Here is a 26,130-nt window from a genome sequence, read left to right as displayed (position 1 = left end):
GGCGCGCCTCAGGGCTGCGGGCGGCGCAGCACATAGCCGATGCCGCGCACGGTGTGGATGAGCTTGGGCGCGCCGTCGGCCCCGGAGTCCACCTTGCGGCGCACGTACGAGATGTACGACTCGACGATGCTGAGGTCGCCGCCGAAGTCGTACGCCCACACATGGTCGAGGATCTGCGGCTTGGACACGACGCGGTCGGCGTTGGTCATCAGGTAGGCGAGCAGTTTGAACTCGGTCGGGGAGAGGGAGACCGGTCGCCCCGCCCGCAGGACCTGGTGGCCCACCGGGTCGAGTTCGAGATCGCCCGCCACCAGGCGGCCCTCGCCGCTCGGGCCGCCGGTGCGGCGCAGGATCGCGCGGATCCGGGCGATCAGCTCCTCCAGGCTGAACGGCTTGGTGACGTAGTCGTCGCCGCCCGCCGTCAGACCGCTGATCTTGTCGTCCACGCCGTCCTTGGCGGTGAGGAAGAGCACCGGCAGATGGTCCGGCCCCGGGCCGCCGCCGGGCTCCTCGCGGAGCCTGCGCACGACGGCGAAACCCGTCATGTCGGGCAGCATCACATCGAGCACCACCAGGTCCGGGCGCTCCTTGGCGACGGCCGCCAGCGCGTCGGCCCCCGTGGCCGCCGAGACGACCCTGAAGCCGACGAAGCGCAGCGACGCCGAGAGCAGCTCCCTGATGTTGGGCTCGTCGTCGACGACCAGCAGGCTCGCCTCGGGCACGGCTGTGTCCGTCATGGCCATCGGTTTCCTCCTCGTTGGGGGCGCGCGGTCAGCCCCGGCCACCGCCGAAGCCGCTCGCGCCGCCCTGGGTGACGGTGGTCGCCGCGACGTCCCCGGAGGCATTCTGACTGCCGCGCACCGTCACCGTCTGCCCCGGCTGCAGATCGGACACCTTGCCGCTCTTGGCCTCGGTGACCTGGGTGCTGTCGGCCGTGGTGACCTTGACGACGTTGCCCTGGGTGTCGGTGACGTAGATGGTGCTGCCGTCGACGAGTTTCACCGTACCGATGGTCAGCCCGCCCGCCGCGCCCGGGCCGGTGCCGCCGCCCTGCCGCTGGCCGCTCTGGTCGCCCTGCCCCGCGCCGAAGCCCTGGCGCCGGCCGGCCTGACCGCTCTGCGGGGCGCCGCCGCGGGTGGCCGCGGACGGGGTGCCGCCCTGCGTCTGGTTCCTCTCCACCAGAGCGCCCCCGGCGAAGGCGAGCCCCGCCACCAGACCCCCTGAGAGCAGCAGCGTCAGCCACGGCAACCGCTGCCTCGGCGGTGCGCTGAGCTCGGCCGAAATGTCCCGGGTGTCCGGGGGTTCGGCGAGGATGTCCTCCGGATCTGCGGCCTCCGTGGCCCGGGCGCTCTCCACAATCTCGGCGTTGCCGAACATGTCCTCTCCCTGTCCGTACATGGGGTTCACTCGTGCCGCAGGGCTTCGATGGGCCGCAGGCTCGCGGCCCGGTTGGCCGGGTAGCCGCCGAAGAACAGCCCGATGGCCACGGCGATCGCGAAGGCGCCGACAACCGATTCGGGGATGATCACCGGCTTGATGCCGACGATCGTGAAGTGCGAGCCGATCAGGCCCGCCGCGACGCCCAGCCCGCCACCGATCAGCGAAAGCAGCGTCGACTCGGCGAGGAACTGCCCCAGGATGACGCCGCGCGGCGCTCCGATCGCCTTGCGGATGCCGATCTCACGGGTCCGCTCGGTCACCGTCACCAGCATGATGTTGGTGATGCCGATCCCGCCGACGAGCAGCGAGATCGCCGCCACCGCGCCGAGCAGCACCGTGAACGTCCTGTTGGTGTCGGCCTGCGTGGTGAGCAGGGACGCCTGGCTGCTGACCCGGAAGTCGAGCGCGTTCGGGTCCTTGATGCCGTGCCGGCCCATCAGGACGGTCGTGATCTCGTTCTGTGCCTGTGTGGTGGCGTCTGCCGACTTGGCCTCGACGAGGATCTGGCCGATCGAACCGAAGCCGGTGAAGGCGTTCTGCACGGTCGGCAGCGGCGCGATCACCACGTCGTCCGGGTCCTGGAACCCGGTGCCGCCCTTGGTGGCGAGGACCCCGACCACCGTGAACGGCGTGCCGCCGAGCGTCATCTTCCTGCCGACCGGGTCGGCCGTGCCGAACACGTCGGTCGCCGTGGTCGAGCCGATCAAGGCCACCTTGCGCGAGCCGAGCACGTCGTCGGCGCTGAAGTAGTCGCCCTTGGCCACCTTGCTGTTGGACGCCTTGAAGTACGCCGGGTAGGTGCCCACGACCTGACTCACCGAGTGCGAGGTGCCCTCGTACAGCGCGGTCTGGGATGTGGTGGTCTCCGGCGCGACCGACTCGACGTCCGGCGCCGACGCGGGGTCGGCGAGCGCCCGGGCGTCGTCCACGGTCAGCGGCTTGGTGACGGTGGCGCCGGATGAGCGCGAACCGCCGAAGCCGCCGCCCGAGGACACCGTGAGCGCGTTGGTGCCGAGCTTCTCGATCGAGTCCTTCACGGCCTGCGAGGAGCCGTTGCCGACCGCGAGCAGCACGATGACCGCGGCCACACCGATCAGCACCCCGAGCATGGTCAGAGCGGAGCGCACCTTGTTCGCCGCGAGCCCGCCGAAGGCGAAGCGCAGCGTCTGGAACAGGCTCACCGGCCGCCTCCGACAAGGGAGTTGGCCTCGCGCAGGGCGGGCGGCGGGCCGTCGACGGGAGCCTGCCGCACGTCGTCGACGATCCTTCCGTCGACGAGCCGGACGACCCTCTTGGCGTGCCGGGCCACCTCGTCCTCGTGCGTGATCAGCACGACGGTGCGCCCCGCCGCGTTCAGCCGGTCGACGACAGCGAGCACCTCCTCGGTGCTGTGGCTGTCGAGGTTTCCGGTCGGCTCGTCGGCGAGCAGCATCGCGGGCGAGGTGACCAGCGCGCGGGCGACGGCCACGCGCTGCTGCTGACCGCCGGAGAGCTCGTTGGGACGGTGGTCCATCCGGTCGGCGAGCCCGACCAGGGTGAGCGCCGCCTCGGCCCGTCGGCGCCGCTCGGCGGGCTTCACACCCGCGTACGCCAGCGGCAGTTCGACCTGGGCGAGCGCGGGGGTGCGCGGCACCAGGTTGAACGACTGGAACACGAAGCCGATCTTGCGGTTGCGCACCAGCGACAGCTGGCGCTCGTCGAGACCGCCGACGTGGATGCCGTCGAGCAGATACCGGCCGGAGGTCGGCACGTCCAGGCAGCCCAGGATGTTCATGAGGGTCGACTTGCCCGAGCCCGAGCTTCCCATCACGGCCACGAAGTCGCCCTGCTGGACGACCAGTTCGACACCGAGCGCCCGTCCGCTCACCGGGTCCAGGGGCCCGCTGAGCGCATGGACGGCCGCGTCGCCGTGCCCGTACGTCTTGATCAGGGAGCGCACCTCGATCACCGGCGCGGGAGCCCAGGGTCCGTCGCCGGACGCCGCTTCGGGCAGCGCCGCGGTTCTGCGCGGCCACAGGGGCGGCGTCATCCGCGGCCACCTCCGCCGCCACCGGCACGGGAGCCGCCGCCACCGGTGCCGCCGCCCCCACGGGTCCGCGCACCGCCGCCGAAGCCGCCGGGGAAGGCGCCGCTAGGGAAGCCGCCGTTGCCCGTCGCGGACACGCTGGCCAGCTGCACCTTCTCGCCCTCGCTCAGACCGCTGAGGATCTGGTCGGAGCTGTCGCCCTCCAGGCCCACCGTGACCGGGGTGCGCTCGGTGGTGCCGTCGGCCTTGACCACGGTCACCGTGCGGTTGGCACCGGTGCCGGTCACCGCGGCCGTCGGCACCGACAGGGCGCCGGACGCCTCGCCCGTGACGACCTGGATGCTCGCGCTGAGCCCGGTGCGCAGATCGGTGGTGGGGCTGGTGATGGTCAGGGTGGCCGCGTACTGCACGGCGCTCCCCGAACCGCTGTTGCCGCCGCCCCCTCCTGATCCGGATCCGGAGCTGACGGGCAGTGAACTGACCGACAGGACCTTGGCGTTGAGGACCGTGCCCGACTCCGCGTTCAGCGTGACCGTGGCCGCCTGGCCGGGCTTGAGCTTGAGCGCGTCGGCCTCGGAGAAGTTGGCGGACACCTGCATGCCGGACGGATTGGTGAGGACGACGAAGCCGGACAGGGCCGAGGAGGAGGACGAACTCGCGCTGCCGGAACCGGAGTTGGACCCGCCGCCCGAGCCGCCACTGCCCCCGCTCGTGCCGTTGCCGCCGGTTCCGGTGACGGTGTCGCCCGGCTTCGCGGACACGGACGCGACGGTCCCTGCGACCGGGGCCGTGAGCGTGGTCCCGTCCACCGCGCGCTGCGCCGCGTCCACCGCGTTCCGGGCCTGGGTGAGCTGCGCCTCGGCCTGCGCGAGCTGCGCGGGATCGACCGTCGGCGAGGCGGCGGGCGTGGGCGCGGTGTTGGCGGAGCCCCGCGTCGAGGAACCGCCGCCCGAACCGGAGGACGTGCTCGAACTCGGCTGACCCTCCCGCACCTTGGTGAGGTTGGCCTCGGCCGCCGTCAGAGACGCCTCGTCCTGGGCGAGGGTCTCCTTGGCGACGGTGGCGTCCACCTTGCCGAGGACCTGGCCCCGGGACACCTTGTCGCCCGGCTTGACGTCGACCTCGGTGAGTTTGCCGCCGGTGGTGAAGTTCACCCCGGCGTCGCTCGGCGAGGCCAGCGCGCCGGAGCCGGACACGGTGGCGAGGACCGTGCCCTTGGTGACGGCGACGGTCTTCTCACCGGCCCGCGAGGGAGCGCTGTCGTGGCCGGTCACCGCCGCGTAGGCGCCGCCGGCGCCCGCCAGGACGGCCACACCGAGCACCGAGTTGATCAGGACGGCTTTGCGCCGTCGTGGGAGCACCTTCATGACGGCGGATCCTGGCCCCCCGCACTTTGGAACCCCTGGGAGCTTTCTGGGAGTTCCCTGGGAGCGCCGACGCCGGTGGAACTTCGCATTGCGCGCATGAGGGTACGTACCGGATCGCCGCGCGTGCCCCGGGAGCCCCGAACGGGCCCGGACGTCCAGGGAACTCCCAGCCCTTCCCCCGGAGGTGCCCAACCGGGTGCGGTTCAGTCGTGGGTCGCCGACGGCGTACCACTCCAGCCGAGGCCGTCGTCAGCCCAACGCACCGAGGAGACACCGGACATGACCTGGACCAAGCGCCGGCCCGCCACCGCGATCGCCGTGCGGGCCGCCGTCCGCGCATCCGCCGTCGCCGCGTGCGGCCTGCTGCTCGCGGCCTGCTCGTCCTCGGCCGCCCCCGGAGCCCAGGCGAAGCCCGCCGCCTCCAGCTCCGCCGGGGCCAACGGCATGGACGCCTACCGCCAGTGCCTGGCGCAGCACGGGGTCACGATGGCGCCCCGGCCGGGCGGCAGCGGGCGGCCGAAGGGTGCGGGCCGGCCGAGCGACGGCACTCACCGCCCCGGTGGGTTCGGCGGTTTCGGAGGCGGAGCCTCCGCGGATCCGGCCCAGCGGCAGGCCGCCCAGGCCTGCGCGAGCCTGCGCCCGCAGTTCAACGGCCGGGGCGGTGGCGGTGACAGTACGGCGATGAAGGCATTCACCGGCTGCCTCAAGGATCACGGGGTCGTGCTTCCCTCCGCGTCGCCGGGCGCCGGGGGCGGCATGCGCGGCCTCAACACCTCGGACCCCAAGTCCGCGCAGGCCTTCGCGGTATGCAAGGCGCTGCTCCCGCAGCGCCACTCGGGCGCCCCGACCCCGTCCGCGAGCCCGATCTCCTGACCCGGGCGAGCCTCCTCCGTCCGGCTGGGAGCGGCCCGGACGAAGGAGGCGCCTCGTGGGCGGCCGGACCTACACGTGCGGCCGGTGCCCCGGCTCCTGCTTGGGGAAGTGCTGGGTCGCGCCGGGCAGGGTCGGCTTCGGCAGCGTGGCCACCTCGCGCTTGGCCTCCTCCAGTTGCTCCGCCGTGTCGTCCGGCAGCCGCGGCGGCCGGGGCGAGCCGCTGCGGAACCGGAACGCCGAGGTCAGGTCGCCGAAGGTGCGGCGGCGCCACTGGCTGATGTTCGGCTCCTTGACCCCCGTGAACTGCTCCAGGAAGCGCAGCGCCGAGGTGTGGTCGAAGGCCTCGCTCGCCACCCAACCACCCACGGTCCAGGGCGAGATGATGACGGCGGGCACCCGGAAGCCGCCGCCGATGGGCAGCCCGCCCACGTACTCGTCCGCGGTGCCCGCCTTCGGGGTCGGCGGCGGCACGTGGTCGAACAGGCCGTCGTTCTCGTCGTAGTTGAGGATGAACGCGGTCTTCGCCCACACCTTCGGGTTGGACGCGATGGCCTCGATCTTCTGCGCCACGAAGTCCGCACCGGCGGCCGGCAGATAGTCGGGGTGCTCGGACTGGTAGCCGGTCGGAATGATCCAGGAGACCGCCGGCAGCCGGTCGTTACGGGCGTCGTCCTCGAAGGTTCCCTCGGGCTGCGGGCGCACCCCGCGCTCGTACAGCGGCGAGCCCGGCTTGGCGTCGCGGAAGGCCTGGAACTGCTCCAGCAGGTTGCAGCCGTAGTCGTCGTCCTGCTGGTAGACCTTCCAGCTGACCCCGGCCGCCTGGAGCCGCTCGGCGTACGTGGTCCAGCGGTACGGGGTGGGCGCGGAGTTGCTGATCACCGGGCCGCCCTTGGTGCCGCCCGGGTCGATGCTGCCCGTCATCCAGTACAGCCGGTTCGGCCAGGTCGGGCCGAAGACGGAGCAGAAGTAGTTGTCGCAGATGGTGAAGGTCTCCGCGAGCGCGAACTGGAACGGGATGTCCCGGCGCGTGTAATAGCCCATTACGTAGGGCCCGTTGACGCCGTCCGCCTTGCGGTGCGCGGGCAGCCACCGATCCATCCTGCCGCCGTTCCACGCCTGGTGCTGCACGGTCCAGGCGTGGTTCGTGGACGGGATGGCCTGCGCGCTGGTGCTGTGGGTGTCCAGGTGGAACGGCAGCAGGTAGCCCCTCGGGTTCACCGCGTCGGGCTGGTAGAACACCGAGCGCCCGCCCGGCAGCTTCAGGGCGCCGGGGTCGCTGAACCCGCGCACACCCGAGAGGGTGCCGAAGTAGTGGTCGAACGACCGGTTCTCCTGCATCAGCATGACGACGTGCTTCACGTCGCGCAGCGAACCGCCCGGCGCCGGCCCGGCGGCGACGGCCTTTTGCACGCTGGGCGGCAGGAGGGTCAGCGCCGCCGCGCCGCCGATCGCTCCGGCCGCCGATCCCAGCAGTCTGCGTCGTGTCAACTCGGCCATGAACGCCCCTTCCAGAGCTGTCGGTTGAGACCAGTGACGTGGACCTGCCAGTCAGTCTCGCGCTGTTGGGTGAGGGGCGGTGGGGAGAACCGATGAACACGCGCCCAACGAAGGGCAAGTCCTTGCCGAAGCCCGGGCCGGAGCCTCACCCGGACCGGGGCGGCGGCTCGTCCCGCAGGGGGTGCGCCATGCACGGAAGTCCCTTAGTCTCAACGGACCTGACGGATAGTCAGCATAAGGAAGGGGAGAGGTGATGATCGACACCCTGGACCGGCGGGTCGCAGAGGGCGAGGAACGGATCCGGCTCGACGTCACCGACTCCGGCATCGGCGTCCTCACCCTGTGCCGACCGGACAAGCTCAACGGCTGGAGCTGGGAGTCCAGCCGCCAACTGGGCCTGCTCGCCGACCGCATCCGCTTCGACGAATCGGTCAGGGTCGTGCTGCTCCGGGCCGATGGCCGCGCCTTCTGCGCCGGGATCGACGTCACCGCTCCCGGCGGCGCCATCACCGGGCGCTCCCCGGCCGAACGCACCCACCACTACTACGAAGGCATCCGCTGGGCCCACGAGCGCTTCGCCGACTTCGCCGGGCTGCCGCAGCCCGTGATCGCCGCCGTCCAGGGCTACTGCCTCGGCTTCGGCTTCGAGCTGGCCCTGATGGCCGACATCAGGATCGCCGCCGCCGACGCGGTCTTCGCGCTGCCGGAGACCGGCATCGGCGTGGCCGTCGACGCCGGAGGCGATCTGCGGATCGCGCGCGACGCGGGCGCCGGCTGGGCCAAACTGCTCGCGCTCACCGGCCGCCGCATCGACGCACCCACCGCCGAACGCATCGGAGTCGTTCAACAGGTCGTAGACAAGGCGGAGTTGGACAGCACCGCCATGGATCTCACCGCCGGGATCGCGGCCAACGCACCCCTGGCCGTACGGTCCGTCAAGCGGAACATCGACGCCTTCGCCGACGCGGGGCTCGCCGCGGCCCTCGACCGTACGGCCCTGGCCGCGGCCCTCACCCTCACCTCCGAGGACGCCCGCGAGGGCTACGCCGCCAAGGCGGACCGGCGCCCGCCGGCCTTCGGCGGGAAGTGAGAGCCTGGGTCTGAACCGGGTGGCTACTCCCCGAACGGCCCGCGGCCCAGCTGTTCCCGCACGCTGCTCACCGGAGGCGTCACCAACGCGCGCCGCTGCCAGTTCGCCCCGTCCACCACCAGGGTGTGACCGCTGATGAACCGGGCGTACGGGGAGGCGAGGAAGGTGGCCGCCCAACCGAGCTCGCGCGGCAGCCCGACCCTCAACGCGGGCTGCCGCAGGGCAAGTTCGCCACTCTCGTCGGCTCGGTCGAGACCGGCGCGGATCGCTTCCGGCAGATCGGGGTGCGGCATCAGGCCGGGCACCAGGCCGTTGACCTGGATCCCGTACGGGCCCCACTCCACGGCCAGCGTCTCGACGAGATTGCGCACGCCCGCCTTCGCCGCCGCCGAGTGCGCGTGCCCCGGACCGCCCGTCCAGGCGTACGAGGCGCCGATGCTGATCACCGAACCCGGGGTGCCGGCCGCGAGGTGGCGGCGGGCGAACTCGCGGGTCATGAACCACGTTCCGGTCAGGGTGATGTCCAGGACCGCCCGCCAGGCGTTCGGCGACAAGTCCTCGGCCGGAGAAGGGAAGTTGGCGGCCGCGTTGTTCACCAGGACGGTGGGCAGGTCGAGCATCGCCTCGGCCGCGTCGAAGACCTCGGCGATCCGCTCCGGTTCCCTGATGTCGCACACCGCGGCCGCCACCCGCCCGCCGATACCGGCCAGTTCCTCCTCAGCGGCCTTCAGCCGCTCCGCCGAGCGGCCCACGATCAGGAGATCGGCGCCGAGCCGCGCGAACTCGGCGGCCATCGCCTTGCCGAGCCCCGACCCGCCCCCGGTCACCAGGACCACACTGCCCTCGTACGTCCCGGGCGGCAGCGCGCACGCACCGAGCGGGGGTGGCGCGGGCAGCCCGGGGTGTGCGGGACGCGGGAGCCGTGCGGCGTCGTCCGTCATGGCGCATCCCTACCGGCTGCAGCGCCAAACCGCCATGGCCGTGCGGAGATTCAGAGCCTGTGACTAAACGGCGCCACGGGCCCGGGCGGGGTTTAGACACAGGCTCTCAGGCCCTCAGGAGACGAGAACCTCCAGCCAGGGGCTCATCAGGACGCCCTGGGCGCCGTTCGGCTGGTTCTGGAGATTGCCCAGCGCCTGCTCCTGGTCCTGGGTGCCGGACGGCCAGAACGTGTAGCCGCCCTCCTGCGGGATCAGCGCCCAGTACTGATAGTGCGTCAGCGTGAGGTAGACCCGCTTCTGGATGTAGTCCAGGACCACCTTCACGTCGTGCACGCCGCGGCTTCCCGCACCGGTGTACTCGGCGAAGCCGCGAGGAGCGGTGGCGGCGTTCTGGACCGATGAGCCGGCGCCCGACTGCGAGGCCGTGGCGTAGTGGTTGTGCAGCGCCGTGGCATGGGCCGGAATCTCGTCGGCGTCGAAGCCGTTGGCCGGGAGCTTGCCGCTGTCGTCCTGGTGCCAGCTGCGCAGCGTGCCCGGGGCGGAGGGGCTCTTGTCCTTGCGCCGCTGCTGCTCGGGGGTGCGTTCGTCGACGACGACCTGCGAGCCGGGGTCCGCCTCCAGCTGGTAGCGCACATCGAAGATCAGGTTCAGCAGCGGGCGGGGCAGCAGGTTCTGGGCCTGCTGCCAGTCGAGCCGCTTGAGCGCCCGCTCGCCGTGGGTCCGCGGGCGCGGATCATCGGCGACCGGGGCCGCGTGGGGTCCGAGCTCCGCGGCGACCTGACGGTGCATGGTCTCCTCATCGGGCCAGCGCGGTTCCTCCAGCTGGTCCGCGGTCTTCCGCGAATGCGCGTACTGGTGGCTCTTGTCGCCTTCCTGGCTGTACCGGGTCATCGAGTTCGGCACCGTACCCACACCGGGGCCGGGGACGTGACGCGTTCCCTCGACGGTGGAGGTGTAGTCGGGGAGGTAGGCCTGCTCCTGCTCCAGGACGCCGTTCACGGCGGTCACCAGGGCGTCCATCTCCGTGCGGATCGCCGCGGGATCGGCGGCGTCGCTCTTCAGGTTGGCCACCAGGGACTTCAGATCCTTCGCGATCGGGCTGCCCTTGCCCTGGACCTTCGCGGCGCGCATGGCGTCGTCCCGGACCGCGAAGAAGAAGTACTCCTTGAGCTGCGGCAGCGTCAGGGCGTCGCCGCCGAGCCCCCGCTCGTACATCCCGGGGGTAATCCGGATGGTCCGTTGCACCGCCGCCGTCTGCGGGGTTCGGGCCGGTGCGTCCGATCCCGCGCCAGTGCCGTCCTGCGTCCGGCGCTGTTCGGTCCGCTGCACCGGCGCGCTGGACATCACCCGGGTCGCGTTGGCTTCCGCTTCCTTCTCGAAGCGGTCGGACGGGTCGGAGACTTTGAGTCCCGAGCCGTTGTCGGTGCCGGCGACCGGGCCCTGGCGCTGCTGGATGACGTGGGTCAACTCGTGGGCCAGGGTGTGCTTGTCGGCGCCGCCGTCGCCGATGACGACGTGGCTGCCCGAGGTGTACGCGCGGGCGCCCACCTCCGCCGCCGAGGCCTTGGCGGCGCTGTCGTTGTGGATGCGTACGTCCGAGAAGTCCGCGCCGAGCCGGGACTCCATGTCCGTACGGGTCGCGCTGTCGAGCGGGCGGCCGCCGGACCGCAGCACGTCATGCACGGCGGACCGCTGCACCTGCGGCTCCTCGGCCTGCTGATGCCCGCAGCCCGCACCGTGCTGATGCCGTTCTTGTGCACCGGGGTGCCCGGCCGCGCGGAGCATCTGCACGACAGCCTCGTTGCCGACTCCGCTCTGGAGGGCGAGCAGGTTCTGGAGCGGTGTGCCACTTTCCGCCGAGGTCCTGCGGGCGGAAGGGCGGCCGACTTCGGTGCCGGTCGTCCTGACGTGGTCGTGGTCGTGCAAGAGAGCCTCTTCCCATGCGGAATGCGATCACTTCCTGCTTACCCGGTGAGGAGTGGCGGCGGCCAGGGACCCGAGGGCAGAAAAGGTGAGGCCGAACGGGCAGGGTCGGTGACAGGGGCGCGGTCCGCACAGGAGCGGGCCCGATCCGCCGGGCCGCTTCCATCGGGCTGTTTCCATTCGGGCAAGCGACCGCTTAGTATGCCCGCGAGCAGTGGAACGTACTCAGCGGTACGCAGCCGTATCGCGCCCAGCGTGTGGAGGCCCCGAATGCAGGCATGGCGAGTGCACGAGAACGGCGAGCCGGGCGAGGTGATGCGGCTCGAAGAGGTGGACCGGCCCGTGCCGGGCCCGGGTCAGGTGCTGCTGAGGGTGCGCGCCGCGAACATCAACTTCCCCGACGCGCTGCTCTGCCGCGGCCAGTACCAGATCCGCCCACCGCTGCCGTTCACGCCGGGCGTGGAGATCTGCGGCGAGACCGAGGACGGCCGCAGGGTGATCGCCAACCCCGCCCTGCCGTACGGCGGCCTCGCCGAATACGTCGTCGCCGACGAGGCGGCCCTGCTGCCCGCGCCCGAGGCCCTGGACGACGCCGAGGCCGCGGCTCTGCACATCGGCTATCAGACCGGCGTGTTCGGACTGCACCGCCGGGCCCACCTCCAGGAGGGCGAGACGCTGCTCGTGCACGCCGCCGCCGGGGGAGTGGGCAGTGCGGCCGTGCAGCTCGGCAAGGCCGCCGGGGCGCGTGTCATCGGAGTCGTCGGTGGGCCCGAAAAGGCGGCCGTGGCACGGGAGTTGGGGTGTGATCTGGTCATCGACCGGCGCACCGACGACATCGTGGCCGCCGTCAAGGAGGCCACCGGCGGTCGCGGCGCCGACGTCATCTTCGACCCGGTCGGCGGTGACGCGTACGCCAAGTCCGCCAAGTGCGTCGCCTTCGAGGGCCGGATCGTGATCGTCGGCTTCGCGAGCGGATCCGTTCCCGCGCCCGCGCTCAACCACGCGCTGGTGAAGAACTACTCGATCGTCGGGCTGCACTGGGGCCTGTACGCGCAGAAGGACCCGGCCTCGATCGCGCGCTGCCACGAGCAGCTGACCAAGCTCGCCGCCGACGGCGCGATCAAGCCGCTCATCAGCGAGCGGGTCCCGCTGAAGGACGCCGCGGCCGCCGTGCAGCGCGTCGCCGACGGCACGACCACCGGCCGCGTGGTCGTCCTCCCGGACGGAGCCGCCCGATGACCGATGCTGCCGAACTCCGCACCCTTACGCGGGAGTTGCTCGCCGCGCACCCGCCCGCGACCACCGAACCGCTCGACTTCCTCAGGGCCCGCTTCGACGCCGGGCTCGCCTGGGTGCACTACCCGGTCGGTCTCGGCGGGCTCGACGTGCCGCGCTCCCTGCAAGCCGTCGTCGACGCCGAGCTCGCCGCCGCCGGAGCGCCCGACAACGACCCCCGCCGGATCGGCATCGGCCTCGGTATGGCCGCGCCGACCGTCCTCAAGTACGGCACCGAGGAGCAGAAGCGGCGCTTCCTGCGCCCGCTGTGGGTAGGCGAGGAGGTCTGGTGCCAGCTGTTCAGCGAGCCCGGCGCGGGCTCCGACCTCGCGGCGCTCGGCACCCGTGCCGTACGCGACGGCGACACCTGGGTGGTCGACGGGCAGAAGGTGTGGACGTCCAGCGCCCACCTCGCGCGGTGGGCCATCCTCATCGCCCGCACCGACCCCGGCCTGCCCAAGCACCAGGGCATCAGCTACTTCATCTGCGACATGACCGACCCCGGTGTCGAGGTGCGGCCGCTGCGCCAGATCACCGGCGAGGCCGAGTTCAACGAGGTGTTCCTCACCGGCGTGCGCATCCCCGACGCGCACCGGCTCGGCGAGGTCGGCGAGGGCTGGAAGGTCGCCCAGACCACCCTCATGAACGAGCGGGTCTCCATCGGCGGCATGCGCACCCCCCGCGAGGGCGGCATGATCGGCCCGGTCGCCCGCACCTGGCGCGAACGGCCCGAACTGCGCACCCCCGACCTGCACCAGCGCCTGCTCACCCTGTGGGTGGAGGCCGAGGTCGCCCGGCTCACCGGGGAGCGCCTGCGCCAGCAGCTCGTCGCGGGCCAGCCCGGACCCGAGGGCTCCGGCATGAAGCTCGCCTTCGCCCGGCTCAACCAGGAGATCAGCGGCCTGGAGGTCGAACTCCTCGGCCAGGACGGCCTGTTGTACTCGGACTGGACCATGCGCCGGCCCGAACTCGTCGACTTCACCGGCCGCGACGCCGGATACCGCTACCTGCGCTCGAAGGGCAACTCCATCGAGGGCGGCACGAGCGAAGTACTCCTGAACATCGTCGCCGAACGTGTCCTCGGCCTGCCCGCCGAGCCGCGCAACGACAAGGACGTCGCCTGGAAGGACCTGACCCGATGAAAGCGCAGACAGCACAGCCCGACGCGGAAGCCACCCCCGACCTGCTGTACTCGGAAGCCGAGGACGACCTCAGGGCCGCCGTGCGCTCCCTGCTCGCCGACCGCACCGACACCCCCTCCGCGCTCGCCCGCGCCGAATCGGACACGCCGTACGATCCGGAGCTGTGGCGCTCGCTCGGCGCCGGGATGGAGCTCGCGGGGCTGCTCGTCCCCGAGAAGCTCGGCGGGCAGGGCGCCTCGCACCGCGAAGCCGCGGTCGTCCTGGAGGAGATCGGCCGCGCGGTGGCTCCGGTCCCGTACCTCACCAGTGCCGTCGTTGCCACCGAGGTGCTCCTGGCGCTGGACCCCGAAGTGGACGAAGTCGCCTCCCTGCTCAGGGAGTTGGCGTCCGGGCACCGGACCGCGGCCCTCGTCGTGCCGTTCTCGGCGGGCCCGCAGTCGGTGCGGCTCCCCGGGGCGCTCGCCGGTACCGTCTCCGCGGTCGCGGACGCGGCCACCGCCGATGTGCTCCTCGTGCCGACCGGGGAGGGTCTGTACGCGGTCGACGCCTCCGATGTCACGGTCACCCCGCTCACCCCGCTCGACCTGACCCGCCCGCTGGCCGCCGTCGCCCTCGACGGCGCCGGCGGCACACTGCTGGCCGATGCGGCCACGGCGCTCGCCGCCGTACGCCGGGGCCTGCTGGCCGGGGCCGGGCTGCTCGCCTCCGAGCAGTTGGGGGTCGCCGAGTGGTGCCTGACCGAGACGGTCACGTACACCCGCGAGCGCAAGCAGTTCAACCGCCCGGTCGGCTCCTTCCAGGCGCTCAAGCACCGGATGGCGCAGCTGTGGCTGGAGGTCGTCTCCGCGCGGGCCGCCGCCCGCAACGCCGCCGACGCGCTCGCGACCGGCAGCCCCGAGGCGCCGCTCGCGGTGGCGGTCGCCCAGGCGTACTGCGCCCGGGTCGCCGTGCACGCCGCCGAGGAGTGCGTGCAGTTGCACGGCGGCATCGGCATGACGTGGGAGCACCCGGCGCACTTGTACCTGAAGCGCGCCAAGTCGGCCCAGATCGCGCTGGGTTCGGCCGGAGAACACCGGGCGGCCATCGCCGAACTGGTCGATCTGCAGGCACCCTGACGGCAGGCCGGGTGTTGCCCGCCCACCCTGCTGACGGGCAACACCCGGCCCCCTCGCCTTCGCCTCCCCCGGCCCCGATCCGCGCCACCCGCGCCGACCGGGGCCGTCCCGCTTTTGACCGCCCCTTTACTGGAGGGTTTAATTGCGATTTGTTAGCAATAGCAGTTGATCTTCAGCAAGGGGTGTGGGCCGCATGACCGCCCGTTCCATACGTGCCACGGCTACCGCCGTACTGGCCGGGGCGCTCGCCGTCGGTACGGCCGCCTGCTCCAACCCGGGCGGTGGGGCGGCCGGGAGCGGCAAGAAGGACTCCGCGGTCGTCGGCATCGCCTACGAGCCCGAGACCCTCAGCCCGCTCCTCGGCTACGGCAAGGATGGCAACTCCAAGCTCTTCGACGGGCTCCTCACCTTCGACGCGGACATGAAGCTGCGGCCCGCGCTGGCCACCGCGCTGCCCGAAGTGAGCGCGGACCGGCTCACCTACACGTACAAGCTGCGCCAGGGCGTGAAGTTCAGCGACGGCGAGCCGTTCTCGGCCAAGGACGTCGTCTTCACCTATACGAAGATCCTCGACCCGAAGACCAACAACCCGTCCAAGGGCGAGCTCGACGCGGTGAAGTCCGTCGAAGCCAAGGGCGACGACACGGTGGTCTTCACCCTCAAGTACCCCTACGCCCCGTTCGCCGAGCGGACCGTGCTGCCCGTCGTCCCCGAACACGTCGCGGCCCAGCAGGACGTCAACTCGGGCGCCTTCTCCAGCGCGCCCGTCGGCACCGGCCCGTACACCCTCACCAAGTGGTCGAAGGGCGAGAAGATCACCTTCTCGGCGAACCCCTCCTACTGGGGCGGCGCGCCCGCCGTGAAGAAGTTCACGATGGCGATCATCAAGGACGACGACGTCCGCGCGACCCGGCTGCGCGCCGGCGACCTCGACGGCGCGATCCTGCCGCCCAACCTCGCCAAGACGTTCAAGGGCGCCAAGGGCAAGAAGACGTACGCGGCGAAGACGTACGACTACCGCAACGTCACCCTGCCCACCGGCAACAAGGTCGCCGGTGACACCGCGGTGCGCCAGGCCCTCGACCTCGCCGTCGACCGCAAGGCCATGGTCGACCGCATCCTGGAAGGCGCGGGCAAGCCGGCCTACGGCCCCGTGCCGACCGGCAGCCCGTGGTTCGCCGCAGGCACCGAGCGCGCCCACGACCTCGGCAAGGCGCGGAAGATCCTCGACGACGCGGGCTGGAAGCCGGGCGCGGACGGCATCCGCGAGAAGGACGGCGTCAAGGCCGCCTTCCCGCTCTGGTACCTCTCCGGCGACAAGCTCCGCCAGGATCACGCCCTCGCGTTCGCCTCCGACGCCAAGAAGGCGGGCATCGCCGTCACCACCCAGTCCGGCACCTGGGAGGTGATCGAGCCCCGCATGAAGCAGGACGCGGTCCTCGCCGGCGGCGGCTCGCCCGGCGACCCCGACTTCGACCAGTACAACCTGCTCAAGTCCTCGCTCGCCGGCGACGGCTTCAACAACATGGCCTCGTACGCCAACGACACCGTCGACAAGGCCCTCGACGACGCCCGCAAGAGCGGCGACCAGGCCGTCCGCAAGAGCGCGTACGACACCATTCAGCGCGAGCTCGTGAAGAACCCGGGCTACACCTTCCTCACCCACATCGACCACCTGTACGTCGTCAACGACAAGTGGGACGGTCTCTCCACCCAGGTCGAACCGCACGACCACGGGCTCGCATCGGGACCCTGGTGGGACGTCGAGAAGTGGACGCCGAAGAAGTGAGCCGCCGCCTCCCGTGGGGGGCGATGGGCCGTATGACGGGACGGCGGATCCTGTCCGCCGTCCCCGTTCTGCTCACCGTCACCTTCGGCGTCTTCGCGGTCGCCGCCGCATCCCCCTTCGACCCCGTCAAGGCCTACGCGGGCACCGCCGGACTCACCGCGTCCCAGGCCGAGTTGGACCAACTGCGCGCCAACCTCGGCGTGGACCAGCCGGTCGGCCGGCGCTGGTGGGACTGGCTGACCTCGGCCCTCACCGGCGACCTCGGCGACTCCACCGTGATGCGCCAGCCCGTCGCCGACGTCATCGCCGAACGCATCGGCTGGTCGGCACTGCTCGCCACCGCCGCGTTCGCCGTCGCGATCCTGCTCGGCACCGCGCTCGGCGTGCTCGCCGCGCGCCGCCGCGGCGGCTGGCTCGACCGCTCGGTCAGCTCCGCCGCCTACACCCTCGAAGCCGCCCCCGCCTTCTGGCTCGGCCTGCTCGCCATCTGGTTCTTCGCGCTGAAACTCGGCGCGCTGCCGGCCGGGGGCCTGACCGACACCGCGAGCGACACAGTCACCCCCGGCCAGGCCATCAGCCACCTCGTGCTCCCGGCAGGCGTGCTCGGCCTGTCCCAACTGCCCTGGTTCTTCCTGTACGTACGCCAAGGCGTCGGCGACGCGCTGGACGAGGACCCGGTGCGCGGGGCGCGGGCGCGCGGCCTCGCCGAACGCACCGTCCTGACCGGACACGCCCTGCGCTCCGGGATGCTCCCCATGCTCACCCTGATCGGTTCCCGAGTCCCCGAGCTGATCACCGGCGCGCTGCTCGTCGAGACGGTCTTCAGCTGGCCCGGCATCGCCGCGGCCACCGTGCAGGCCGCCACCTCCGTCGACTTCCCGCTGCTCGCCGCCCTCACCGTGCTCGCGACGGCCGCCGTACTCCTCGGCAACCTGCTCTCCGACCTCTTGTACGGACTCGCCGACCCGAGGGTGGGATTCGATGGCTGACGCCCCCCAGAGCCGGTCCACCCGCACCCTGCGGGTGCGCACCTCGGCGATCATCCTGGCCGCCGTCGTGCTCGCCGTCGTCCTCGTGCCGCCGCTGGCCCAGCTCGACGAACAGGCCGTCGACCTCGGCCGAAAGCTCCAACCCCCGTCCTGGACCCACCCGTTCGGCACCGACGACGTCGGCCGCGACCTGCTGCTCCGCTGTGTGTACGGACTGAGGGTCTCGCTGATGGTGGGCGCCGTCGCCGCGCTCGCCGCGACCCTCATCGGCACCGCCGTCGGCGCGGTCGCCGGGGCCTTCGGCGGCTGGGCCGACCGGGTCGTCATGCGGCTCGTCGACACCTTCTCGTCCGTACCGCACCTGCTGCTCGGCATCTTCGTCGTGGCGATGTTCCGCCCCGGCGTGTGGCCGGTCGTGGTGTCGGTCGCGCTGACGCACTGGCTGTCGACGGCCCGCATCGTCCGCTCCGAAATCCTGTCGCTGCGCTCCCGCCCGTACATCGACGCGGCGATCTCGGGCGGCGCCTCGCGATGGCGGGTGACGGTACGTCATCTGCTGCCCGGTGTGTTGCCGCAAGCCGGTCTCGCGGCGGTTCTCATGGTGCCGCACGCCATGTGGCACGAGTCCGCCCTGTCCTTCCTCGGCCTCGGACTGCCCGCCCACCAGGCCAGCCTCGGCAACCTCGTCCAGGGCGCGCGCGGCTCGCTGCTCGCGGGGGACTGGTGGCCGACCCTGTTCCCCGGCCTCCTCCTGATCGTGCCCACACTCGCCATCGCGGGCCTGGCCGGAGCATGGCGGGAACGGCTCAGTCCGCACCGCCGATCGGAGCTGATGCTGTGACCGCTGTACCCCCTGTGCCCTCTGTGTCCGCGAACGCGCTGTCCGTGCGGAACCTCTCCGTACGCTTCCGGATGCGGGGCGGCGGGCACGTCGCCGCCGTCACCGACGCGTCCTTCGACCTGGCGGCGGGGGAGTGCCTCGCGCTCGTCGGCGAGAGCGGCTGCGGAAAGTCGGTGCTCGCCTCCGCGCTGCTCGGCCTGCTGCCCGCCAACGCCGAATCCGAGGGAGCCGCGCTGCTCGACGACGGCACCGACCTGGTCACCGCCGACGAGCAACTGCTCGCCCGCACGGTACGGGGCCGGCGCATCGGCCTCGTACCGCAGAGCCCGGCCGCCCACCTCACCCCCGTACGCACCGTGCACAGCCAACTGGAGGAAACCATAAGGGAGTTGACGCCAGTACCGCGCAAGGCGCTGCGTGCGGCGGTGCAGGGCGCGGCCGGGCGGGCGGCCTTCCCGGCGGACCACCTCGACCGCTACCCGCACGAGCTGTCCGGCGGGCTCGCACAGCGCGCCGCGACCGCCCTCGCCCTCGTCGGCGACGCGCCCCTCCTGCTCGCCGACGAACCGACGACGGGGCTCGACCGCGCGCTGGTCGAGCGCACGGCCGACGAACTGCGCCGCACCGTCGACGAGGGGCACGCCCTGCTGATGATCACGCACGACCTCGCGGCGGCCGCCCGGATCGCGGACCGCGTCGCCGTGATGTACGCGGGCCGAATCGTCGAACTCGCCGACGCCACCAGGTTCTTCGGCGAGCCGGGTCCCCTTCACCCGTACGCTCGTGGTCTGCTCGATGCCCTGCCGGAACGATCCTTCCGGCCCATCCCCGGTATGCCGCCGGAGCTGGGGGACCTCCCGGCGGGGTGCGCGTTCGCACCCCGCTGCGACCTGGCCGACGCGCTCTGCGGCACCCAGCCGCGGTTCGACGGCCGGGCCGCCTGCCATCACGCCCACGCGGAGGAGCCCAGCCGTGCTTGAGCTCAGCAACATCACAGCCGGCTACGAGCGGGGCAAGCCCGTGGTGCGGGACGTGAGCCTCACTGTCGCCCACGGCGAGGCGGTCGGTCTGCTCGGCCCCAGCGGCTGCGGCAAGTCCACCCTGGCCAGGGTCGCGGCCCTGCTGCACCGGCCCGACGCCGGGACGGTCGTCCTGGACGGAACGACTGTCCTCGACTACCGCCACCGCGCCCCGCGCGCCCTGCGCACCACCGTGGGCGTCGTCTTCCAGTCACCCCGGCTCTCCGCCGACCCGAGGCTGCGGCTGCGCGACCTGATCGCCGAGCCGCTGAAGGCGACCGGCCGGCGGATCGAGATCCGCGAACGCGTCGACGAACTGGCCCACGCCGTCGGCCTCGGCGGCGACCTCCTGACCCGCAGCGCCCACGAGGTCAGCGACGGCCAGCTCCAACGGGCCTGCCTCGCCCGGGCGCTGGTGCTCCGGCCGCGCCTGCTGATCTGCGACGAGATGACCGCGATGCTCGACGCATCGACGACAGCCGCGCTGGTCGCGGCCGTGGAGAACTACCGCCGCGAGACCAAGGCGTCCCTGCTGGCTGTCGGCCACGACCAGGTCCTCCTGGACCGCTGGTGCGACCGCACGGTGAGCTGGGGGGAGCCCGCGGCCTGACCGGCGGGCGACGCCTGGGCGAAGGACCGGCCAACTCTGTCCGCCTGGCGGCCGGTTGGGGGCCCGGCCGCGCATACTCGGTCGCGTCCGTCCCTCGTCCCCCGGGAGCGCACCCATGGCCCACCTCACCCGTCGCAGTGCCGTCACCGCCCTCGCCGCAGCCGTCGCCGTGCCCGCCCTGGCCGGTACCGCCCGCGCGGCCGGGCACCCGGCCGGTCCCAGGCCCCTGCGCAGGACCCACGCGCACAACGACTACGAGCACACCCACCCTCTCTTCGACGCCCTCGCGCACGGCTTCACCAGCGTCGAAGCCGACATCTTCCTCGTCGACGGGCAGCTCCTCGTCGGCCACGACCCCAGCGAACTCGACCCGAGCCGCACCCTCGAATCCCTCTACCTCGACCCGCTGCGCCGACTGATCCGGGCCAACCACGGCGCGGTGTACCGGGGTTACCACCACCCGCTCCAGCTGCTCATCGACATCAAGACCGAGGGCGCGGCCACCTACCTGGAACTCGACCGGCACCTCGCCCCCTACCGCCGCCTCCTGAGCTCGTACGCGCACGGCCGGGTGCGGGCCGGCGCCGTCACCGCGGTCGTCTCCGGCGACCGGGGCGCCCGTGCGCCCATGGAGGCGCAGCAGGTGCGGTACGCCTTCTACGACGGGCGGCTCGCCGACCTCGGGACGGCCGCCACCGCCTCCTTCATCCCGCTCATCAGCGAGGCCTGGACCGACCACTTCACCTGGATGGGCTCCGGTCCCATCCCCGCCGCCGAACGCGCCCAACTGCGCGACCTGGTGGCCCGCACCCACGTCGGCCACCAGCGACTGAGGTTCTGGGCGACCCTCGACGCGGCCGGCCCCGAACGCGACGCGCTGTGGCGCGAACTGCTCGCCGCCGGGATCGACTGGTTCAACACCGACGACCTCGCCGGTCTTGAGGCATTCCTCCGCGCACACGGCGCGTAGCGGCATCACCCGCAGTCAACACCCGTACGGCGGACACGCCTTGAGCCGTTCGACGGCGCCTCCTCGGCCACACTGGACGCCCGATTGCCGCGATCGAGACGCGGCGGAGGAGGCCCGTCATGGCTGTTTCGATCTCGGTGACGCTGTTGCTGTTCGTGCTCGCGGTGGTCTTCCTGCGGAGTGGCGGGCTCAAGCCGTCGCACGCGATCGTCTGCGCCCTGCTCGGCTTCTTCCTGGCCGGTACGAGCATGGCGACGACCATCCAGGACGGCCTGAACGCGACGGCAGGTGTGGTCGGTAGCCTCAAGCCATGACCAAGGCCCGCCGGAAGATCACCGCCGAGGAACGGCGCGCCCGCCTCGGCGCCAGCCACCTGCTCGCCCCCGCCGCCCGCGCCGGCACCCCGGAGGCGGTCGCCGAGGCGGTGCTCGGCCTGCACGCCACGGACCCCGCGTCCGTGTACCTGAGTGTCGCCGCCCGGCTGAAAGCCCCCTCCGTGGCGGACCTGGAGCGCGCGCTGTACAAGGACCACACGCTGGTGCGGATGCTCTGCATGCGGCGCACCATGTTCGTGGTGCCGCGCGAACTCGCCCCCGTCGTGGACGCGTCGACCGCCCGTGCCGTGGCGGCCCGCGAACGCAGGAATCTCGCCAAGGTCATCCGGGAACAGCTCGGCTTCGACGAGCGCTGGTTCGCGGCGACCGAGGCCGCGGTCCTGGCCGCCCTCCAGCGACGCGGTGAGGCCACCGCAGCCCAACTCGCCTACGACGTACCCGACTTGAAGGCGCAGATCGTGCAGTCCGAGGGCAAGCCGTACGAGGCCCGGCCCCGGATCACGAGCCGCTTCCTCGGCGTGATGGCCGCCGAGAGCCGCATCCGCCGCGGCCGTCCGCTCGGCACATGGGCCTCCAGCCAGTACCGCTGGATCCCCGCCGAACCCCACCCCGACCTGCCCGCCGACGAGGCCAAGGCGCAGCTCGCCGCGCGGTACCTGGCCGCGTTCGGGCCCGCCGCCACCGAGGACGTCAAGTGGTGGACGGGGTGGACGCTGACCGACACCCGCAAGGCGCTGGCCCGCACCGAAGCGGTGGAGGTCGACCTCGAATCCGGGCCGGGCCACGCGCTGCCCGCCCACCTCGAAGCCCCCGCCGAGCCCGAGCCCTGGGCCGCGCTGCTTCCCGCGCTCGATCCCACCCCGATGGGCTGGCGGCATCGTGACTGGTACTTGGATGCCGGTCACCAGGCCGAACTCTTCGACAGGAACGGGAACATCGGGCCCAGTGTGTGGTGGAACGGGCGCGTCGTGGGCGGATGGGCCCAGCGGGCCGACGGCTCGATCGTCACGGAGGTCCTCGCGCGGGCGGGGGTGGGTCGCGATGCCCGCGCGGCGATCGACGCCGAGGCCGTCCGTCTCGCGGCGTTCTTCGGTGACGTCCGCATCAAGCCGAGCTTTCGCACCCCGCTGGAGCGACGGCTCGCCGAGTAGGCCCTGCGGGGGCCGGCTGGTCGACCGGGCCACAGGCTCTCAGATCAGCCGCGACCGGATGAGGAACCTCACCCCTTCCGGAGCTTCGAGCGAGAACCCGCTGCCCCGGCCCTCCACCACGTCGACGATCAGCCGGGTGTGCCGCCACAGTTCGTACTGGCTCGTCGACATCCAGAACGGCACGCGCTCGTCGACGCCCTCAACGGCCAGGGAGGCGAGCAGGACGTCCGAGCCGCCGGTACGGAACTCGCCCTGCGGATAGCACATCGGCGCGCTGCCGTCACAGCAGCCGCCCGACTGATGGAACATCAGCGGACCGTGCATCGAGCGCAGCCTGCGGATCAACTCCCTTGCCGCGTAGGTGAGTTCAACCAGTGACGCGCCGGTTGCCGGATGCGGTTCCGGGTGATCTGCGGGCATCGTCTCTCCCTCGCTCCTCCGGCCCGCGCGACGGCCCCCTGCGGGCCGGGCCGCGCGGATCCGGCAGCCGCACCTCACCATGCGGGTGGTTGCAGCCGGGTTGCAACACCCGGGACCGGGGGCTTGGCACCACCCCCGTCCGGGCCCCAGGCCTCCTGACCCGGCCCCGGCTCCTGCCGCAGGATCGTGAGCGACGGATCCGTACGGCGAGAACAGAAGGCAGGGGGCTCGGCGATGACCGGTCACACTCGGCGGAACGTGCTGCGGGGCACGGCGGCGATGGCACTGGCGGGAGGGACGATGGCGCTGCGCGCAGGGCCGCCGACCTCGGCCATGGCGCCGGCCGCCTCCGCGGCCGCGAGCGCCAGCCCCTTCCTCGAAGGCGTCTTCGCTCCGGTGACGCAAGAGCTGACGGCGTTCTCGCTGCCCGTGACCGGCCGCGTCCCGCGCGAGCTCAACGGCCGCTATCTGCGCAACGGCCCCAATGCCTTCGGCATCGAGGACCCGCGGGCGCACCACTGGATGATCGGCCCCGGCATGGTGCACGGCGTCCGCCTCAGGAACGGCCGCGCGGAGTGGTACCGCAACCGCTGGATCCGCTCGGCCGCCGTCGCCGGAAAACTGGGGGAGAAGCACCCAGGGCCCGTGCCCGAGGACGACTTCGCCTGCAACACCCATGTGATCCCGTACAAGGGGCGCATCCTCGCGATGCAGGAGGGCGGACCGCTGCCGTACGAGCTCGACGGCGAGCTGAACACGGTGGGTCCCTACGACTTCCGCGCCACGCTGAGCGGTTCCTTCACCGCGCACACCAAGTACGACGCCCACGCGGACGAGTTGCACGCCATCGCGTACTACCCGACCTGGGACCACGTGCGTCACGTCGTCGTGGACCGCACCGGCAGGGTGGCCAGGACGACCAGGATCCCGATGCCCGCCGGCTCGATGGTGCACGACTTCGGGCTCACCGAGCGGCACGTCGTCGTCATCGACATCCCCATCTCCTTCGACCCGGAGGCCGCCCGGAGGGGCGCGCCCGTGCCGTACGTGTGGGACGACCACCACGCGGCGCGGGTCGGGGTCATGCCGCGCGAGGGAGGTCCGGTCCGCTGGTTCGAGGTGGATCCCGTCTACTACTCGCACACGCTCAACGCGTACGACGAAGGAACGAAGGTGGTCATGGACCTCACCACCTATCCCGCCCCGTTCTTCGTCGCGGGGCGCGGCTCCGGCGGACCGGCCGCGACCGGCACGCCCGCGCTCGACCGCTGGACGATCGACCTGGAGCACGGCCGCGTCCACCAGCGCCGGATCGACGACCGGCCCCAGGAGTTCCCGCGCGTGAACGAGGCGACGGTGTCCAGGCGCCACCGGTACGGCTACTCCGCGGCCGCCGCCGACTTCTTCGCCGCCTACGAGACGGTCGACGGGGTCCCGCCGGACAGGGCGTTCAGCAGCGCCCTGATCAAGCAGGACCTGCTGCGCGGCACCTCCCAGGTGCACCGGCTGCCGAAGGCCGCGGCCGCGGGCCAGGCCGTGTTCGTGCCGCGCGACGCGGACGGCCACCGGGCGGCCGAGGACGACGGCTACGCGCTCGCCTACGTCCACAACCCGGAGCGGGGTGCGAGCGACCTGGTGATCCTGGCCGCCCAGGACTTCACCGGCGAGCCGGTCGCCCGCATCCACCTGCCGGGCCGGGTACCCCTTGGGTTCCACGGCAGTTGGGTACCCGACGCCTGAGGTGACCCTGCGTCAGATGAGGTCCATCGCCGCCACCTCGTCGGGGCTGCCGTAGCTGACCGGCCCCTGGAAGCGCCGACGGGCGGTGGCGAACCACCACACGGTGGCGATGAGCAGCACCACGCCAAGCGCGATCGGCGCGTAGTTGAAGTTGTCGGCGGTGATCGGGGAGGCCTGGGGCAGCATGAACAGCACGCTGCTGAGCACGATCCAGACCACGGCGATCGCCGCCACCGGCCTGCCGAAGCGCCCGAGGTTCCACGGGCCGGGCTCGAAGGAGCTCAGCCGCAGCCGCAGGAAGATGGGCACCCCGTACGCCAGGTACAGGCCGACCACGTTGACGCTGACGATCGCCGTGAAGGCGGTGTGCGACCACAAGGCCGGAACGATCAGCACGAGCGCACAGCCCGCGGCGAGCCACACCGCCTTCACGGGCGTGCGGGTGCGCAGCGACACCGAATGCCACCAGCGCGACCCCGGCATCGCCCCGTCCCGCGAAAAGGCGAAGATCTGGCGGGTGTTGCTGGTCATGTTGGCCAGGCCGCAGAACAGCATGGCCCCGATCACGATCAGCAGGAGCAGTTCGGCGGTGCCCGCGCCGAGCGCGTCGATCAGGATCTGCACGGGCGGCGCCGCCGCCTGGATCTCGGCCGCGTAGTCGCGGATCGCGTACACCAGGGCGAGCATGAGGACGAGTCCGGCGAGCGCCGAGTAGATGATGGCGCGCATGATGCCCTTGGGCGTGTTGACGGTGGCCTTCACCGTCTCCTCGGACATGTGGAAACTGCCGTCGAAGCCGGTGAACGTCCAGCTCGTGACGAGGAGGCCGAGCATCGCGGCGTACAGACCGTTGTCGAAGCCGGTGCTGTTGACGAAGTGCGTCGCGAACGAGACCGGCTGGTGCGAGGAGGGCTTCACGGTGAGGGCGACGACGATCACCACCATGCCGACCAGAAGCCACCACACCGAGATCCGGTTCACCAGGGCGACCAGCTGCACGGTGTAGGTGTTGGCGAGCGCCTGGACCAGCAGGATCGCCGTCGCGATGCCGACCGTCTGCTGCTGGGTGGCCTCGTACGACGGCCACTGCATCGCGATGAAGGCCTGGATGAAGGTGGCGGCGGCGTAGTTGGTCGCGGCCGTGCCGCCGACCTGACCGACGAAGTTCAGCCACCCCGTGTACCAGGACCAGGCGCCACGATGGCGCTTGGCGAGCTTGCCCGCGGAGAAGTACAGGGCGCCGCTGGTCGGGTAGGCGGACGCGATTTCGCCCATCGCGGCGCCCACGAACAGCACCATGACCGAGACGCCGATCCAGCCGAAGACGAGAATCCGGGGACCGCCCGCTCCCATTCCGAAACCGAATGCGGAGAAGATGCCGGAGATGATGTTGATGATGGTGAAGGATATGGCGAAATTATCGAAGGCGTGAAATCTCCGGGTGAGTTTCCGGGGATATCCCATCGCGTGCAGCGTCGCATCGTCGTCGAGTGCCACGGATGATTCCCGGCTCCGGCTCGACGAGCGGGTGTGGGTCGTGCGCTCGGACACAGTGGCAACCTTTCCTCGGGGGTGAC

24 protein-coding genes are annotated in these 26,130 nt (G+C 71.9%); 14 read left to right on the top strand and 10 right to left on the bottom strand.

Annotation, left to right across the window (positions count from 1 at the left end; all coding sequences use genetic code 11):
• Positions 1-8: 8 nt before the first annotated feature.
• The 5 genes from ACWC2B_RS08790 to ACWC2B_RS08770 are packed head-to-tail and all read right to left on the bottom strand — an operon-like array spanning position 9 to position 4,833.
• The gene (locus tag ACWC2B_RS08790) at positions 9-737 is read right to left on the bottom strand and encodes a response regulator transcription factor (protein ID WP_450715753.1); all 729 of its coding nucleotides are present in this window, start codon (positions 735-737) and stop codon (positions 9-11) included.
• Positions 738-771: 34 nt separating this feature from the next.
• The gene (locus ACWC2B_RS08785; protein WP_450715752.1) at positions 772-1,377 is read right to left on the bottom strand and encodes a DUF5666 domain-containing protein; all 606 of its coding nucleotides are present in this window, start codon (positions 1,375-1,377) and stop codon (positions 772-774) included.
• A gap of 26 nt (positions 1,378-1,403) precedes the next feature.
• Positions 1,404-2,621 carry an ABC transporter permease gene (locus ACWC2B_RS08780; RefSeq protein WP_450715751.1) on the bottom strand — a complete coding sequence of 406 codons (1,218 nt, stop codon included), beginning with the start codon at positions 2,619-2,621 and terminating at the stop codon, positions 1,404-1,406.
• Positions 2,618-3,469 carry an ABC transporter ATP-binding protein gene (locus tag ACWC2B_RS08775; RefSeq protein WP_450715750.1) on the bottom strand — a complete coding sequence of 284 codons (852 nt, stop codon included), beginning with the start codon at positions 3,467-3,469 and terminating at the stop codon, positions 2,618-2,620. Before ACWC2B_RS08775 ends, ACWC2B_RS08780 begins: the two co-directional genes overlap by 4 nt.
• Positions 3,466-4,833 (bottom strand): efflux RND transporter periplasmic adaptor subunit, encoded by a 1,368-nt coding sequence (locus ACWC2B_RS08770; RefSeq protein WP_450715749.1) that lies wholly within the window; start codon positions 4,831-4,833, stop codon positions 3,466-3,468. Before ACWC2B_RS08770 ends, ACWC2B_RS08775 begins: the two co-directional genes overlap by 4 nt.
• A 279-nt stretch (positions 4,834-5,112) precedes the next feature.
• Between ACWC2B_RS08770 and ACWC2B_RS08765 the strand changes: the two genes are divergently transcribed.
• Positions 5,113-5,706, top strand: coding sequence for a hypothetical protein (locus ACWC2B_RS08765; protein WP_450715748.1), 594 nt, complete (start codon positions 5,113-5,115; stop codon positions 5,704-5,706).
• A gap of 69 nt (positions 5,707-5,775) precedes the next feature.
• Here ACWC2B_RS08765 and ACWC2B_RS08760 read toward each other — a convergent pair whose 3' ends face one another.
• Entirely contained in the window at positions 5,776-7,203 is a 1,428-nt protein-coding gene (locus ACWC2B_RS08760) for an alkaline phosphatase family protein (protein WP_450715747.1), read from the bottom strand.
• A gap of 253 nt (positions 7,204-7,456) precedes the next feature.
• Here ACWC2B_RS08760 and ACWC2B_RS08755 point away from each other — a divergent pair, with 253 nt between their 5' ends.
• Entirely contained in the window at positions 7,457-8,293 is an 837-nt protein-coding gene (locus tag ACWC2B_RS08755; RefSeq protein WP_450715746.1) for an enoyl-CoA hydratase/isomerase family protein, read from the top strand.
• Positions 8,294-8,316: 23 nt separating this feature from the next.
• Here ACWC2B_RS08755 and ACWC2B_RS08750 read toward each other — a convergent pair whose 3' ends face one another.
• A complete protein-coding gene (locus tag ACWC2B_RS08750; RefSeq protein WP_450715745.1) occupies positions 8,317-9,234 on the bottom strand; it encodes an SDR family oxidoreductase in 918 nt (305 codons plus the stop codon).
• Between the two features lie 114 nt (positions 9,235-9,348).
• Positions 9,349-11,019: an eCIS core domain-containing protein gene (locus tag ACWC2B_RS08745; RefSeq protein ID WP_450715891.1), complete on the bottom strand. Its 1,671-nt coding sequence runs from the start codon at positions 11,017-11,019 to the stop codon at positions 9,349-9,351.
• 408 nt (positions 11,020-11,427) lie between these two features.
• Between ACWC2B_RS08745 and ACWC2B_RS08740 the strand changes: the two genes are divergently transcribed.
• The 11 genes from ACWC2B_RS08740 to ACWC2B_RS08690 all read left to right on the top strand — a co-directional run bounded on the left by ACWC2B_RS08740 (position 11,428) and on the right by ACWC2B_RS08690 (position 22,393).
• Positions 11,428-12,396 carry an NADPH:quinone oxidoreductase family protein gene (locus tag ACWC2B_RS08740; protein ID WP_450715744.1) on the top strand — a complete coding sequence of 323 codons (969 nt, stop codon included), beginning with the start codon at positions 11,428-11,430 and terminating at the stop codon, positions 12,394-12,396.
• On the top strand, positions 12,393-13,574 hold the full coding sequence (locus tag ACWC2B_RS08735) for an acyl-CoA dehydrogenase family protein (protein WP_450715743.1): 1,182 nt from the start codon (positions 12,393-12,395) through the stop codon (positions 13,572-13,574). Before ACWC2B_RS08740 ends, ACWC2B_RS08735 begins: the two co-directional genes overlap by 4 nt.
• Positions 13,571-14,689 (top strand): acyl-CoA dehydrogenase family protein, encoded by a 1,119-nt coding sequence (locus ACWC2B_RS08730; protein WP_450715742.1) that lies wholly within the window; start codon positions 13,571-13,573, stop codon positions 14,687-14,689. The genes ACWC2B_RS08735 and ACWC2B_RS08730 overlap by 4 nt, the downstream gene beginning before the upstream one ends.
• Before the next feature lie 193 nt (positions 14,690-14,882).
• On the top strand, positions 14,883-16,478 hold the full coding sequence (locus ACWC2B_RS08725) for an ABC transporter substrate-binding protein (protein WP_450715741.1): 1,596 nt from the start codon (positions 14,883-14,885) through the stop codon (positions 16,476-16,478).
• Positions 16,479-16,501: 23 nt separating this feature from the next.
• Positions 16,502-17,467: an ABC transporter permease gene (locus tag ACWC2B_RS08720; RefSeq protein WP_450715890.1), complete on the top strand. Its 966-nt coding sequence runs from the start codon at positions 16,502-16,504 to the stop codon at positions 17,465-17,467.
• Positions 17,460-18,308 (top strand): ABC transporter permease, encoded by an 849-nt coding sequence (locus tag ACWC2B_RS08715; protein ID WP_450715740.1) that lies wholly within the window; start codon positions 17,460-17,462, stop codon positions 18,306-18,308. Before ACWC2B_RS08720 ends, ACWC2B_RS08715 begins: the two co-directional genes overlap by 8 nt.
• 71 nt (positions 18,309-18,379) lie before the next feature.
• Positions 18,380-19,288 carry an ABC transporter ATP-binding protein gene (locus ACWC2B_RS08710; RefSeq protein WP_450715889.1) on the top strand — a complete coding sequence of 303 codons (909 nt, stop codon included), beginning with the start codon at positions 18,380-18,382 and terminating at the stop codon, positions 19,286-19,288.
• Positions 19,281-19,937 (top strand): ABC transporter ATP-binding protein, encoded by a 657-nt coding sequence (locus tag ACWC2B_RS08705; RefSeq protein WP_450715739.1) that lies wholly within the window; start codon positions 19,281-19,283, stop codon positions 19,935-19,937. The genes ACWC2B_RS08710 and ACWC2B_RS08705 overlap by 8 nt, the downstream gene beginning before the upstream one ends.
• 115 nt (positions 19,938-20,052) lie before the next feature.
• Positions 20,053-20,907 (top strand): phosphatidylinositol-specific phospholipase C/glycerophosphodiester phosphodiesterase family protein, encoded by an 855-nt coding sequence (locus tag ACWC2B_RS08700; RefSeq protein ID WP_450715738.1) that lies wholly within the window; start codon positions 20,053-20,055, stop codon positions 20,905-20,907.
• Positions 20,908-21,026: 119 nt separating this feature from the next.
• Positions 21,027-21,221, top strand: a complete 195-nt coding sequence (locus tag ACWC2B_RS08695; RefSeq protein ID WP_450715737.1) for a hypothetical protein — start codon at positions 21,027-21,029, stop codon at positions 21,219-21,221.
• A complete protein-coding gene (locus ACWC2B_RS08690) occupies positions 21,218-22,393 on the top strand; it encodes a winged helix DNA-binding domain-containing protein (RefSeq protein WP_450715736.1) in 1,176 nt (391 codons plus the stop codon). Before ACWC2B_RS08695 ends, ACWC2B_RS08690 begins: the two co-directional genes overlap by 4 nt.
• Positions 22,394-22,432: 39 nt before the next feature.
• Here the strand turns inward: ACWC2B_RS08690 and ACWC2B_RS08685 are convergent, their stop codons facing one another.
• A complete protein-coding gene (locus ACWC2B_RS08685; protein ID WP_450715735.1) occupies positions 22,433-22,813 on the bottom strand; it encodes a DUF779 domain-containing protein in 381 nt (126 codons plus the stop codon).
• 234 nt (positions 22,814-23,047) lie between these two features.
• Here ACWC2B_RS08685 and ACWC2B_RS08680 point away from each other — a divergent pair, with 234 nt between their 5' ends.
• Entirely contained in the window at positions 23,048-24,553 is a 1,506-nt protein-coding gene (locus ACWC2B_RS08680; protein WP_450715734.1) for a carotenoid oxygenase family protein, read from the top strand.
• Positions 24,554-24,565: 12 nt separating this feature from the next.
• On the opposite strand, the gene ACWC2B_RS08675 is transcribed toward ACWC2B_RS08680, so the two are convergent.
• Positions 24,566-26,017 carry an amino acid permease gene (locus ACWC2B_RS08675; RefSeq protein ID WP_450715888.1) on the bottom strand — a complete coding sequence of 484 codons (1,452 nt, stop codon included), beginning with the start codon at positions 26,015-26,017 and terminating at the stop codon, positions 24,566-24,568.
• Positions 26,018-26,130 lie beyond the last annotated feature (113 nt).

The organism is Streptomyces sp. NPDC001415 (genome assembly GCF_053597395.1).
The sequence above is the reverse complement of the archived record's forward strand: the minus strand, read 5'-3'. Positions and strand labels throughout refer to the sequence as shown.